The sequence below is a fragment of the Intestinimonas sp. RTP31139st1_F5_RTP31139_211217 genome (assembly GCF_040226735.1).
Classification (GTDB): Bacteria; Bacillota; Clostridia; order Oscillospirales; family Oscillospiraceae; genus Intestinimonas; species Intestinimonas butyriciproducens.
In genome coordinates this window covers 110,952-124,255 of sequence record NZ_JBCOAQ010000001.1, presented here as the reverse complement: position 1 = coordinate 124,255, position 13,304 = coordinate 110,952, and the positions used below count along the sequence as shown (strand labels likewise).

14 protein-coding genes are annotated in these 13,304 nt (G+C 57.8%); all 14 read right to left on the bottom strand.

All coding sequences use genetic code 11. The features are described from left to right. Nucleotides 1-53: 53 nt before the first annotated feature. The 14 genes from tig to ABUA09_RS00565 all read right to left on the bottom strand — a co-directional run bounded on the left by tig (nt 54) and on the right by ABUA09_RS00565 (nt 13,277). Complete coding sequence (gene tig, locus ABUA09_RS00630; RefSeq protein ID WP_033117245.1) at nt 54-1,457, bottom strand: trigger factor; 1,404 nt, start codon at nt 1,455-1,457, stop codon at nt 54-56. 105 nt (nt 1,458-1,562) lie between these two features. After that, on the bottom strand, nt 1,563-2,252 hold the full coding sequence (locus ABUA09_RS00625; RefSeq protein WP_033117244.1) for a metallophosphoesterase: 690 nt from the start codon (nt 2,250-2,252) through the stop codon (nt 1,563-1,565). A gap of 18 nt (nt 2,253-2,270) precedes the next feature. Continuing rightward, entirely contained in the window at nt 2,271-3,758 is a 1,488-nt protein-coding gene (gene thrC, locus ABUA09_RS00620; protein ID WP_349948991.1) for a threonine synthase, read from the bottom strand. Beyond that, complete coding sequence (locus tag ABUA09_RS00615) at nt 3,746-4,684, bottom strand: dipeptidase (protein WP_227151546.1); 939 nt, start codon at nt 4,682-4,684, stop codon at nt 3,746-3,748. The genes thrC and ABUA09_RS00615 overlap by 13 nt, the downstream gene beginning before the upstream one ends. 1 nt (nt 4,685) lies before the next feature. Beyond that, nucleotides 4,686-5,054, bottom strand: a complete 369-nt coding sequence (locus tag ABUA09_RS00610; protein WP_279202690.1) for a YraN family protein — start codon at nt 5,052-5,054, stop codon at nt 4,686-4,688. Next, nucleotides 5,051-5,671 carry a ribonuclease HII gene (gene rnhB, locus ABUA09_RS00605; protein ID WP_033117240.1) on the bottom strand — a complete coding sequence of 207 codons (621 nt, stop codon included), beginning with the start codon at nt 5,669-5,671 and terminating at the stop codon, nt 5,051-5,053. Before rnhB ends, ABUA09_RS00610 begins: the two co-directional genes overlap by 4 nt. Continuing rightward, the gene (ylqF, locus tag ABUA09_RS00600; protein WP_349949051.1) at nt 5,658-6,530 is read right to left on the bottom strand and encodes a ribosome biogenesis GTPase YlqF; all 873 of its coding nucleotides are present in this window, start codon (nt 6,528-6,530) and stop codon (nt 5,658-5,660) included. Before ylqF ends, rnhB begins: the two co-directional genes overlap by 14 nt. A 144-nt stretch (nt 6,531-6,674) precedes the next feature. Then, nucleotides 6,675-7,016, bottom strand: a complete 342-nt coding sequence (gene rplS / locus ABUA09_RS00595; protein WP_033117239.1) for a 50S ribosomal protein L19 — start codon at nt 7,014-7,016, stop codon at nt 6,675-6,677. A gap of 130 nt (nt 7,017-7,146) precedes the next feature. Beyond that, complete coding sequence (locus ABUA09_RS00590; protein WP_195969567.1) at nt 7,147-7,755, bottom strand: site-2 protease family protein; 609 nt, start codon at nt 7,753-7,755, stop codon at nt 7,147-7,149. An 8-nt stretch (nt 7,756-7,763) separates the two neighbouring features. Then, nucleotides 7,764-8,771, bottom strand: a complete 1,008-nt coding sequence (locus ABUA09_RS00585; protein ID WP_195969566.1) for a M23 family metallopeptidase — start codon at nt 8,769-8,771, stop codon at nt 7,764-7,766. A gap of 167 nt (nt 8,772-8,938) precedes the next feature. Then, nucleotides 8,939-9,940: an NAD(P)H-dependent glycerol-3-phosphate dehydrogenase gene (locus ABUA09_RS00580; RefSeq protein WP_033117237.1), complete on the bottom strand. Its 1,002-nt coding sequence runs from the start codon at nt 9,938-9,940 to the stop codon at nt 8,939-8,941. A 3-nt stretch (nt 9,941-9,943) separates the two neighbouring features. Beyond that, nucleotides 9,944-10,624 carry a glycerol-3-phosphate acyltransferase gene (locus tag ABUA09_RS00575; protein ID WP_033117236.1) on the bottom strand — a complete coding sequence of 227 codons (681 nt, stop codon included), beginning with the start codon at nt 10,622-10,624 and terminating at the stop codon, nt 9,944-9,946. 3 nt (nt 10,625-10,627) lie between these two features. After that, complete coding sequence (der, locus tag ABUA09_RS00570) at nt 10,628-11,956, bottom strand: ribosome biogenesis GTPase Der (RefSeq protein ID WP_195969565.1); 1,329 nt, start codon at nt 11,954-11,956, stop codon at nt 10,628-10,630. Further along, entirely contained in the window at nt 11,949-13,277 is a 1,329-nt protein-coding gene (locus ABUA09_RS00565; RefSeq protein ID WP_242848472.1) for a DUF512 domain-containing protein, read from the bottom strand. The genes der and ABUA09_RS00565 overlap by 8 nt, the downstream gene beginning before the upstream one ends. Nucleotides 13,278-13,304 lie beyond the last annotated feature (27 nt).

Genomic DNA, 13,304 nt, shown 5'->3' with positions numbered 1-13,304 from the left:
CAGTCATGCTTAGAAAGTATGCCCGTCGGGAGGAAGGTTATTCCTACAGATTGTTACTCGGCTTCGCCGACCTTGGAAGTGCCCTTTTTGGCCCGGGAAGCGGTCTTCTTCTTGGGTGCCTCTTCCGCAGACGCACCTTCCTCCTCCACGTCTTTCTTGGCGCTCTTTTTTGCCGCCTTCTTAGGCTTCACGGCCTTGACGTTTTCCTTTACCACACCCATGGCCTTCCGCCGGAGAAGCGTGGTCTTTACGTCCTCAGCGGGGGCGGCTGCCTTCACCTGCTCCGCCTCCATACCATATTGTTCGGCGAGGGACTTGTACTCGTCCGCCAGTTCCTCCTCGCTGATCTCCAGCTTCTCCGCTTCGGCCACAGCGTCCAGAGCCATTTCAGATTTGATCTGGTGCTCAGCGGCAGCCTTCGCCTGTTCCTTCATGGCATCCAGCGTCTGTCCCGTCATCTGCAAATACTGCTGGAAAGGCAGGCCCTGACGCTCGAAGCGATCTGCGTATTCCTGAAGCACCTGGTCAGCCCGGAAATCCACCATGGCCTCCGGGAGCTCCACCTCCAGCACGCCGATCAGGGCATCCGTCACCGCGTCCTCGAAAGCGTGCTCAGCCGCATGCTCACGGCGGTCTCTGAGTTTTTCCGCCAGATCCTTCCGGAACTCCTCCAGAGTATCGAACTCGGAGACATCCTTGGCAAACTCATCGTCCACCACCGGAGCCTGGGGTTCCTTGACCTCGTGGACCTTAATCTTGAACACGACGGCCTTGCCGGCAAGCTCAGGGCTGTAGTCCTCGGGGAAGGTCACGTCCAGATCCTTCTCATCACCGGGCTTGAGTCCGACCACGCCCTCTTCAAAGCCGGGAATAAAGGAGTGAGATCCCAGCTCCAGAGCATAGTTCTCCCCCTTGCCGCCTTCAAAGGGCACTCCGTTGTCAAAGCCCTCGAAATCAATGAGAACAGTGTCGCCCTCTTTGGCCTCGCGCTCCACGTTCACCAGGCGGGTGGCACGCTGAATGAAAGGCTTGAGCTCATTTTCCACGTCCTCGTCGGTGATGTTGACTTCCTCTTTCGACGCAGCGAGTCCTTTATACTCGCCGATCTTGTACTCAGGCTTTACGGTAACCAAGGCTTTAAATGTAAAGCCGTCCTTGCCGACCTCCAGGACTTCCACCTTCGGATAGGCCACGGGGTCCAGGCCCTCCTGCTCCACAGCCTGGGCATAAGCGTTAGGATAGAGCTCGTCGATGGCGTCCTCATAGAACACGCCGGAGCCATACATACCCTCGATGATCTTGCGGGGAGCGTGACCCTTCCGGAACCCGGGAACGGCGATATTCTTCCGGTTCTTCCGGTAGACCTTATCCACCGCGGCCTCAAACTCCTCGGCGCCGACCTCGATGACCAGCTCGATGGCGCTATTCTCCTGTTTTTCTTTACTCTTGACGTTCATCTACTTACTTCCTCCTGAATGTGTAATACGACATTGCCAGAATCCTACCTATATTACCAGATAATTATGAACATTTCTACTCTTTTTTTCAAAAACGAAAAAATTTTAAGGCAGGATGCGCTTGGGCGCAAAACGGAGATAGTCTGCTGCCACCAGATGGTACTCCACCTTCCCCCGGACTCCTTCCACCGCAAGGCGATGGCTGCCTCCATGCAGGTGTCCGTAGTAGCAGATTTTTACCCCATACTGTTCCAAAAGTGCGATGATCTCCGGGCAGGTATAGCCCTCATAACAGGGCGGATAGTGCAGAAAACAGAGCTTGGGATGCTCCCCCGCCGCCTTCAGAGAGGCTTCCAATCGGATCAGTTCCCGCCGGAACACCTTTTCATTATGGCCCGCCTGATCCTCCTCATAAAACCACCCCCGTGTGCCGCACAGGGCTGTCTCGCCATAGAAGTGGCAGTTATTGTGGAGAAGCGCCAGCGTCTGAAAGCCGTTCTCTGCAAAAAAACGGTTCATTTTCGCCGCTGTGGTCCACCAATAGTCATGATTTCCCTTTAAGAGGAGCTTTCTCTTCCCGGGCAGGGCATCCAGAAACGCAAAATCCCTCCGTGCCTCCTCCAGGCTCATCCCCCAGGAAATATCGCCGCAGAGTACCACCGTGTCGTCGTTCCCCACCGCCTGAAATCCGGCGGAGAGCTTGTCCACATACCCGCTCCACGCTCCGCCGAACACATCCATCGGTTTGTTCGACCCCAGGGACAAATGGGGGTCGCCAATTGCAAACAGGGCCAAACCATCACCTCAGTCTCTTTATTTCAGCATCTCCAGCACCCGGTCGGCCATGTGCTCCTTTTCCGTCACCTGGTCAAACCGTACCGCCTTATCCTTGAGGGCGGCAAGAGGAGCCGGAACCGGTTCGCCCGTAAGCGCGGTCAGTTGGTCTAGGATGCCTGTGCCCTGCACCAGCTCGGTTGCCCCCAGTGCGCCCAGCACGCTGTCGCAAAACTTGAAGGGGCTTGCCGTAGAGACCACCACGGTGGGCGTTTCGTCCCCCGTCTCAGCCCGGTATTGATCCAGGACATGGAACGCCACGGCCGTGTGGGTATCGATGAGATAGTGGTGATCCTTCCACATCTGTGCGATCCTGGCCTGTGTCTGGGCATCATCACAGCAGCCGGCTGCAAAATGGCGGCCGAGCTGCTTTTTGACCTTTTCGCTCACCTCGTAGCGGCCATTGGCAGACAGCTCTTCCATATAGGTCTTGACCGCCTCATCATCCCGCTCTGTAAACTCAAAGAGCATCCGCTCCAGGTTCGAGGAGATGAGGATATCCATGGAGGGCGACATGGTGTTGTAAAAACTCCGGTTCCGGTCGTATACGCCGGTTTGGATAAAATCCGTAAGGACGTTGTTGCGGTTGGAGGCGCAGATCAGCTTGCGGATGGGCACCCCCATCTCCTTTGCGTAATAGGCCGAGAGAATATTGCCGAAGTTGCCTGTGGGCACACACACATTGATGGGATCCCCTTTCTGGATCCTGCCCTCCTTCAGCAAATCGCAGTAGGCGGAGATGTAGTAGACGATTTGCGGCAGGATACGGCCCCAGTTGATGGAGTTGGCGGAGGAGAAAAAGAACCCTTGCCCCGCCAAGGTATCCCGCAGGGCCGCATCGGAAAAGAGCCGTTTCACCCCTGTTTGGGCGTCGTCAAAATTGCCTACCACGGCACAGACGCCCACGTTGTCTCCCTCCTGGGTCTGCATCTGAAGCTGCTGGATATCGGAGACGCCGTCCTTGGGATAGAACACCAGGATACGGGTCTTATTCACGTCCTTGAAGCCCTCCAGCGCGGCTTTGCCGGTGTCGCCGGAGGTGGCCACCAGGATGCACACTGTCTTTTGCTCCTCATTTTTCACCAGAGAAGCGGAAAGGAGATGCGGCAGCATCTGTAAGGCCATATCTTTAAACGCGCAGGTGGGCCCGTGCCAGAGCTCCAGACAATAGGTGTTCTCATCCACACGCCGGACCGGCGCCACGTCCTTCTCATCAAACTTATCCTGTCCATATGCCCGGGAGGCAAAGGAGGAGAGTTCAGAGGCCGTAAAATCGTCCAGATATGCGTTCATAACATAGACCGCCCGCTGCTGATAGGACATGTCCGTCATGGTCGCCAGCCCGTTAGAGGATAGCTTCGGCAACACCTCCGGTGTCAGCAGCCCGCCATCCGCAGCAAGCCCCTGAGCAATGGCCTGGGCCGCGCTGCACTTCTGATTCTTGTTTCGCGTGCTTACATATTGCATACTTCGTTCACTACCCTCATCAGATTGGTATAAAAGAGGCCGCGCACCAGCTCTTCACTGTAGTTGCGCCGAAGCAGGGCCTCATAGAGCTTGTCCATATCCTGAATGCCGCCGATGCCCTCCGGGAGCCGGGTACAGCCGTCCCAGTCCCCGCCCAGGGCCACGTTCCGCTCACCGCCCAGAGACAGGAAACGCTCCAAATGGGCAATCACCGTGTCTATGCCCGGGGCTTCCCCGAGAAAGCCCGCATACATATTGAGTCCGGCTACGCCATTCTTTTTTATTATCGCAGTAAATTGAGCATCGGTCAAGTTTCTAGTGTCGAAAAATACGGACCTGGAATTGGAATGTGTGGCGATAATGGGGCGTGTGGAGACCTCTATCACATCCCAAAATCCCGGATCGGAGAGGTGGGATACGTCCACCAGCATCCCAAGGGCGTCCATCTCCCGGACAAAGGCCCTTCCCTGCTCCGAGAGTCCCCGGTCCTGCTCCTTGGCGTTGGTGCCGGAGAGAGCATTGGGATGGTTCCAGGTGAGATTCACGGCACGGACACCCATCTTATGGGCAATGCGAAGCTTTTCCAGGTCACAGTCCAAAAGCTCCGCCCCCTCGGCGGAAAAAAAGGCGGCCGCCTTTCCCGCTTGAAACGCCGCTTCCGCTTCCGCACCGGTGCGGCAGAGCGCCACACGGTCCGAGTTGGCCTCCAGCTCCCGCTGAAGCAGCGCGGCCTCCTCCAGAAATACCTCCCACAGGGCACGCCCCGGCATGTCCTCCGGAGATCCAAACGCCGCAAAAAATTGAGCGTACCGTCCAAATTTCCGGGTCCGCTCCAGATCCAGATGACCGGGGCTGCGGCACATAGACATCCCTTCCAGATAACACTTCAATATGGTGTCGCAGTGCCCGTCAAACAGATCAATCACATCAAAACGCATCCTCTATGTAGATAATTTCCGGCGCTCTCGTCGCAATCCCGTCCGGCGCGTAAACCTCCGCCACATCAAACCTGGGCTGAAGGTCCGTGGGGTGCTGAGAGAGATACAGTTCCGCCGACGTACGCAGCCGCTCCTGTTTCCGCCGGTCTACTGCCGCCCGTGCCGGGGCAAAATCGGCATTTTTCCTGAGCTTGACTTCTATAAAGGTAATATACTTGCTATTTTCTGCAATCAGGTCGATTTCCCCAAAACGGCACTGCCATCCGGCGGCCACCAGCCGCCACCCTTTCCTCCTCAGATCCTCCGCCGCCACGGCTTCGCCCCATCTGCCCAGCAGCCTAGCCCCGCCCCCGTTCATCCGCTTTCCTCCGCATAAAATTTTTTGAGAAAGCTCTTCCGGTGGATGGGTGAGGGCCCGTACTGCCGAAGCAACTCATAATGCCGCTTGGTCGGATAGCCCTTGTGTCGTTCAAATTCATATTGCGGGTACCGCCGGGCCATCTCCTCCATATATCGATCCCGGCTCACCTTCGCAAGGATAGAGGCCGCCGCTATGTTGGCGCTGATACTATCTCCTTTGACGATCGTCCTGTGACGGCATGAGATGCCCTTGCCGCAGTTTCCGTCAATCAGGGCAAAGTCCGGCGCCGGAATCAGCGCGCGGATCGCCCGGTCCATTGCCAACAATCGGGCCGCCAAGATATTGATCTCATCGATGACAGCGGGGTCCACCGACGCCACCGCCCACGCCACAGACTTTTCCTGAATCACCTGGAACAGCCGCTCTCGGTTTTTGGGGCTGACCTGTTTGGAGTCGTTGAGCCCATCCGGCATAAAACCGTCCGGCAGAATCACCGCCGCAGCATATACGTCTCCCGCCAGGGGCCCCGCCCCCGCCTCATCCGCTCCGCAGATCAGGCGAAATCCATCTGCACGGCATTCCCGCTCCACACGCCAGAGGTCAACCCCTGTCATTTTGCTCTGTCCCTCCCGGTATCTCAAGCGTAAAACGTCCCAGCTTGCCACCTCGGAACTCGTCCAGCAATACCCTGGCCATACGCTCAGTGTCCACTTCGCCGCCTGAAATCAAAAAGCCGCGCTTTCTGCCCGCGGCCTCCAGCAGTTCCCATCCCCGCGTGTCAGGCTCCGGCTGCAAATGATACCGCTCCGCCAGGGCCTGAGGATACCGCTCTGCCAATGTCTCCATCAGCGCACAGGCCAGCGCCTCCGTATCCATGATCTCATCTTTGATGGCTCCGGTGAAGGCCAGCTTCCTCCCCACCTCTTGGTCCTCGAACTTCGGCCAGAGGATGCCGGGCGTATCCAACAGATCCAGCCCCGTATCCACGGACACCCACTGCTTTCCCCTGGTCACGCCAGGCCTGTCCTGAGCCTTGGCTGACTTCTTCTTTGCCACCTTATTGATAAAAGTGGACTTGCCCACATTGGGAACGCCCACTACCATCACCCGCACCGGACGCCCCACCTGGCCTCTTTCTCTCCAACGGGCGATCTGGTCTTTGAGCGCCGTTTTAATTACGGCGGAAAACTGGTTCACCCCGACTCCCGACTTGCTGTCGGTCTCCAGAACCGAATAGCCACGCTCACGAAAATATCTGCCCCAGGCCCTATTCAACGCCGGATCGGCCTGATCGGCGCGATTCAGAATGATGAGCCTCGGTTTGATGCCTGCCAGCTCGTCAATATCGGGGTTCCGGCTGGACATAGGGATGCGGGCATCGATCACTTCAGCCACCAAGTCCACCTGTTTCAGGTCAGACTCGATCATTCGCCGGGTCTTTGTCATGTGGCCCGGATACCACTGAATGTTCAGCTTGTCCACCGCCTTTTTCTTATCGCACTATTGCATAAAGTTCATTATACACAAGATGTAGCGCAAAGAAAAGGGTTGCGGCACATTTTTTGAAACAAATACAAAAAAGGAGCGGCTTTCCGCTCCTTTTTTGTATTCGCCTTCTTACAGCTTCTCCTTGATCTTGGCGCTCTTGCCCACGCGGTCACGCAGGTAATAGAGCTTGGCCCGGCGCACCTTACCGGCACGGACGGTCTCGATCTTCTCAATGATGGGAGAGTGGAGGGGGAACACCTTCTCCACCCCGACGCCGTAGGAGACGCGGCGCACGGTAAAGGTCTCGGCAACGCCGCCATGCTTCTTGGCAATGACGGTGCCCTCAAAGACCTGGATACGCTCACGGTTGCCTTCCTTGACCTTGATGTGTACCCGGACGGTGGAACCCACCTCAACCTTGGGCGGTTCGGCTTTCAGGTACTTCTCATTGAAGCTCTGCATCAGATCCATTTTTCTGTTTCCTCCTGTTTATAGGCGTTCGTGCCGGCACTGCACCGCTTTTCACTGAAAACGGAACCGCAGAGGACCGCCCTTTATTGAGACCAAGATATGATACCACAAAAAAAATGGAAAAGCAAGTCTATTTTTTGACCGGAGTGCGCCCCTCTTCCCGCCGTGTCAGTCCGCACAAAAGCCAGAGCGCCATGCCTGGTAGCGTCAGATTGCGTCCCCCGCGCCAGAGAAGGCTCATGCCGGCCGCCAGCAACAGTGCGACCAGGATCACCGAACAGCCCCATACTGCCTGCCGCGCCCGGCCAGGTGTGGTAAAGGCGGAAAGGATCAGCAGCAGTGCCCTGCCACCGTCCAGCGGATAGATTGGCAGCAGATTGAACCACCCCAGCGCCAAACTGAGGCCGGAGAGTGCATAAAGCGCCTCCCGCTCCCCTCCCAGCCGGGCGCAGAGCAGCGCCAGGAGCAGGTTGACGCCCGGTCCAGCCAGAATGGCGGCAAGCTCGCCGCCATAAGTCAGAGGGCGCCGATGGTCAAGCTCCATATTGCCCCCTGTAACGGTGAGGCGCAGCACGCGGACCTCCCCCCCCATCAAACGGACCGCCGTCCAGTGGCCCAGCTCATGGAACCCCGCAGCCAGCGCCGCCAGTGGGATGAGATCCCCCGGGTCCATATAAAAAAGCAGCGCGGCGGCCAGCAGAAACCCTCCGCTGCACTCCAGTTTCCCCAGCCGCAGCATACCTTATCTCACTCCGTCTCAATATAGTAAAGCGGATTGAGCAGCTCTCCGTCCAGCCGCAGTTCAAAATGGAGATGTGCACCGGTGGTCTCCCCCGTGTCCCCTACCTCGGCAATTTTTTCTCCCAGCGTCACCGTCTGCCCCTGCTGGACGCAGAGTTTACTGCAATGCGCATAAAAGGAGGTCACACCCCCGTCGTGGCGGAGCTGAAGATAGAGTCCGTAGGCCGGGCTCTCTCCGATATAATCCACCACTCCGTCCGCAAATGCTCCAATGGGATCTCCGTAGGGCGCTGCCAAATCCACTCCCGCATGGAACTTCTCTCCCCCCTCGATAGGATGTTCCCGCCAACCATAAGCAGAGGAGACTGCCGCCATAACAGGAGCGGCGGTCTCCTCCAGGCCCAGTGGGAGCTGTTCCATCGTGGCGTTGTCCGGAAGTGCGGGGCCGGTGTAGACCGGGGCCGGTTCAGGAGGCAGCGTCGCTTGGGCACTGCTCTCCGGTTGGGAAGTCTCTAATTCCGGCTCTTTTGTAGAGGTAGGCGTCTCCGAAGCCTGAAACGACAGCCCCAACCTCCGGGCCATGCTCTGCAGTGCGTCTGGATTTGAACGCAGAAACTCCCGCTCCTGCTGATAAAAGGGAGTATTCTCCATTGTCGCCACATAGGGCTCCCGGCCTCCGCCCGCCGAGAATATATCCGTCCACAGTGTGCCCAGCGCCTCTGCAACTGGTTCACGCCGTTCTATGGCTCTCCCCAGATTTGCAAAAGCCGCCTCAAAGTCGGCGTCTGAGCGGATCACCTCCAGAAGCTCACCGCGAACCACCTCCAGCCGCTCAGGAAAAACGCCTCGCCCGAGAAATACGACCAGGAACAGGACCGTGCAAATACAGAGCTGAAGTAGCCTGCGGCGTTCACGCGGGGCCAAGGCCACGCCGCTGCGCCGTTTTTTCCCGTGTACTGACGCCCGGGCGGCCGACCGCCGCCGGACCGTCTCTCTTGTATACACGCTTTCCATGATGCAGGCCCCTCTCCGTCTTGTTACCTCAGGTACTCAAGTATATTCGGACGGGCCTGCCGATATGCGCGCTCAAATTGAAACTGAAATAGAACGGGCGGTCCCGCCGATTTCAAATCGGTGGGACCGCCCGGCGCCAAGTGGTAACGGCGGTATTGGGGAGCGTGCTATACCCAACTGTCCTCAATTTCGTGTTTCTTCTCCCGTGTCATCAGCTCTGTCAGCACCGCATGCGGATCCTTCCCGTGATACAGAACCTCGTAGGCCGCCGCTGCGATGGGCATTTCGACCCCCATCTTGTCGGCAAGCGCCTTCGCGTTGGCGGCGGCATAGTAGCCCTCCACCACGGCACCGATCTCCTTTACCGCCTGCTCAGGAGGAGTTCCCTTCCCAATCAGAATACCGCAGCGGCGATTTCTGGAGTGCATGGAGGTACAGGTGACGATCAGGTCCCCCACGCCCGCCAGTCCGGCAAAGGTCTCTTTCCTTCCGCCCATGGCCACGCCCAGCCGGGCGATCTCGGTAAGTCCCCGGGTCATAAGGGCGGCTTTTGTGTTGTCGCCACAACCCATGCCGTCGCAGCAACCGGCACAGAGCGCGATCACATTCTTCAGGGCGGCGGCCAGCTCCACTCCCACGGTGTCGTCGGAGGCATAGACGCGGAACCTGGGGCTCATGAACACATCCTGCACCAGCTCGGCCGCCCCCTGATCCTCTGAGGCAGAGACCACCGCTGTAGGCACACCACGCCCGACCTCCTCGGCGTGCGAGGGGCCGGAGAGGGCCACCACAGGATGCTCCGCCCCGACTTCAGCCTGAATGGCCTGCGTCAGTGTCCCGGAGGTCTCCTTCTCGATGCCCTTGGATACCGAAACTAAAACCGTCTCCGCGTCCAGGAGCGGCGCCACCCGGTGCGCAGTGCTCCTCACAGCGAAAGAGGGCGTGGCCAGCACAACGATCTTACAGCCCCTTACACAGCTCAAATCAGTGGTGAGTCCCAGCCCTGCGGGCAACGCCACCCCCTTGAGCATGGGGTTTTCCCTCGTCTCGCACAGAATGCGGGATTCCTCCTCGGCATAAGACCACAGTGTCACCTCATGGCCGTTTTCCAACAGCAGCAACGCCAGTGCGGTCCCCCAGCCGCCGGAGCCGACCACAGATATCTTCATTTGCTATACCCCCTCTTTTTTCTTATGAAAGGATAGTTTAGACTCCTCGCCTTTGAGCATACGCCCCATGTTGGCCCGGTGTTTCCACAGGATCAGTCCTCCGATGAGAATGGATAGCGCCAACAATACGGTGTCATGGTAGACAAACCAGGTGGCAAAGGGGAAGGAGGCTCCCGCCCAGCAGGACCCCAGTGAGACCCAACGGGTCAGCGCAGCGAGGACCAGAAACCCTCCCCACACCACCAGGGCGACGCGCCAATCGATCATAATGGCAATGGTGCCCCCCGACAGGATACCCTTGCCGCCCTTAAAGCCGAACATGCAGGGGAACATATGCCCCAGCAGGCAGAAAAGTCCCGCCCAGTACTTGCCCAGAACAGCGTTTTCCAGGCACAGCCCAAACAGTCCGGAGCCAATCAGGACGGCAAGAACGGCCTTCAGGACGTCGCAGAGGATGACCACAAATGTCAGGCCCCCGCCGAAGACACGGTGAAAGTTGGTAAGGCCCGCATTTCCGCTGCCATGATTGCGGATATCATTGCGAAGGATATACTTGGAAACAATGACCGCACCGTTAAAACAGCCCAGGAAATAGGCTGCGATCGCTACCATGATATAAATTGGGACCGGCGATCCCAGATACATAGCAACAAAGTCGTTCATCCCCGTCGGCAAATACTCCAAGCCTTATCCCTCCTTATCGCCCTTTTGCCGGATGGTCAGCCGTATCGGCGTCCCCTCCAGCCCGAAGGTATTCCGGATCTGATTTTCGATATAGCGCTGATAGGAAAAATGGAAAAGCTGGGCGTCGTTGCAGAAGCAGACGAAATGAGGGGGCTTGATCCCCACCTGTGTCATATAAAAAATCTTGAGCCGCCGCCCCTTGTCCGAAGGAGGCTGTACCCGAGCAGTGGCGTCAGCTAGGACAGAATTGAGCATGCCCGTGGTGATCCGCATGGCGGCCTGATCATTGACATAATTGATGAGCTCAAAGAGACGAGGCACCCGCTGTCCCGTCATGGCGGAGATGAATACAATCGGGGCATAGGTCATATAAGAGAGGTCCCGGCGGATATCTTCCCGCATCCGGTCCATGGTCTTATCGTCTTTTTCAATGGCATCCCACTTGTTGACCACGAGGATGGACGCCTTCCCCGCCTCATGGGCAAGGCCCGCTACCTTGGTATCCTGCTCCGTGACACCCTCGTTGGCATCGATGAGGATGAGGCACACATCGGCCCTCTCGATAGCCATAGTGGCCCGAAGTACGGAAAATTTCTCGATCCTGTCATCGACCTTGGACTTTTTTCGCATTCCCGCGGTATCGATGAACAGGTATTTGCCGGTCTCGTTTTCGAAATAGCTGTCCACCGCATCCCGGGTGGTCCCCGCCACATTGGAGACAATGACCCGTTCCTCCCCCAGAATGCGGTTAATCAAAGAGGACTTGCCCACGTTGGGCTTTCCGATGACGGCCACCTTGACCACATCATCCGGCTCGTCCTCCTCCCCGTTCTCCGGGAAGTGCTGCACACAGGCGTCCAGAAGGTCCCCTGTGCCGTGACCATGGACGGCCGAGACGGGAATGGGGTCTCCAAGTCCCAGATTATAAAACTCGTAGATATCCGGGTTGGTGGGCCCCACCTGATCGGCCTTATTCACCGCCAGCACCACCGGTTTCCGGGAACGGAGAAGCATGTTGGCCACTTCCTGGTCGGAGGCGGTGAGGCCGGTCTTAATGTCGCAGAGGAACACAATGACCGTGGCGTTTTGGATGGCGATCTCAGCTTGTCTGCGCATAAAAGTGAGAATCTCGCTGTCCGTCCCCGGCTCAATACCGCCGGTATCCACAATATCAAAAGTGTGCCCGCACCACTCCGCCTCAGCGTAAAGTCGGTCCCGGGTGACCCCCGGGGTGTCCTCCACAATGGACAGGCGCTGTCCCACCAGCTTATTAAAGAGCATGGATTTGCCCACGTTGGGCCGGCCTACAATGGCAACAAGAGGCTTAGCCATGGGAACGTCCTCCCTCATGATATTCAAAAATCGCGTCGCACAGATCGAACCCGTCCTGATTGACAGGGGTCACCTTGACGCCCAGTTCCCGCTCCACATCTGCCAGCGTGACGTCGTCCAAAAACACGTCCTCCCCGTGGCGGAGCATGTTGACAGGAAGCAGCAGCCGTTCCCCCAGCTCCCGACCTCTCAACTGACGGATCAGGTCGCCGCCGGTAACCAACCCGGAGACATTGACGCTATGGCCGAAAAAGTCATTTAAAATGGGGTACACCGTCCCCTTAGTATGGCATTTCTCCGCCGCTCTGTCAACGATTTCCCGTATCCACGGTGCTGCGGAGGTCCCGCAGGCTGTGGAGAAGGGCGATACCGGCTTCTCCGTCGGGTCCATCAGTCCCAACGCCGCGTCAAATTCCGTTCGCAGAAGCCGCAGCATACCGACGCCGTTTTCCAGCTGCGTATAGTCCTCATAATACTCGTCCGCCGGGATATCACGGCCCGCCTTCAGATAAAATTCATCAGAGCACCAGAATACAGTGGTCCCAAATCGCTCTTTGCAGTCTGCGCCGTATGCCTCCACCATATCCACCACAGCAGCGGCCGTATCAGCCTGATAGGGCTCCAGTGGATAAAGCCCTCCGCGGTGGCGTGTCAGCCCCACCGGGACGATGGAAACACTGTTTACCCCCGGATACATGCCCGCCAAGTCCTCCATGCTCTTACGGAGGGCGGGTCCGTCATTGATCCCGGGACAAGAGACAATCTGGCAGTTCATCGTGATGCCGTTTTCTGCAAACCGCCTCATCAGCTCCAGGCCCCGCCCGCCGTTGGGAAAGCCCAGAAGCATAGAGCGTAGCGCCGGGTCCGTAGCGTGGACAGAGACGTTGATAGGCGAGATGTGCAGATCAATGATCCGTTGGGCCTCCCGGTCCGAGAGATTGGTCAAGGTAATATAGTTGCCCATAAGAAAAGAGAGGCGGGCGTCGTCATCTTTAAAATAGAGGGTGTCTCTCATTCCCTTCGGGAGCTGATCCACGAAGCAAAAAATACACTTGTTGGCACAGGAGCGGGCACAGTCCATGAGATAGGTCTCAAAATTGAGCCCCATATCCTCCCCTTCCCGCTTGCGCAGCCTCACCGTCCGTGTGGTTCCGTTCTCCGCCCGCAGGGTCAACGTGAGCCTGGGATCATACCCGTGGAATTTGTAGTCCAGCACATCCACCACACGGTGACCATTGATCTCCAGAAGGGTCTCACCGGCGTGTACTCCGGCCCGTTCCGCCGGGCTTCCCGCATCAACCGACTGTATCTTTGTGCTCACAGGCTCACATCCTTTGCTCCTCATCTC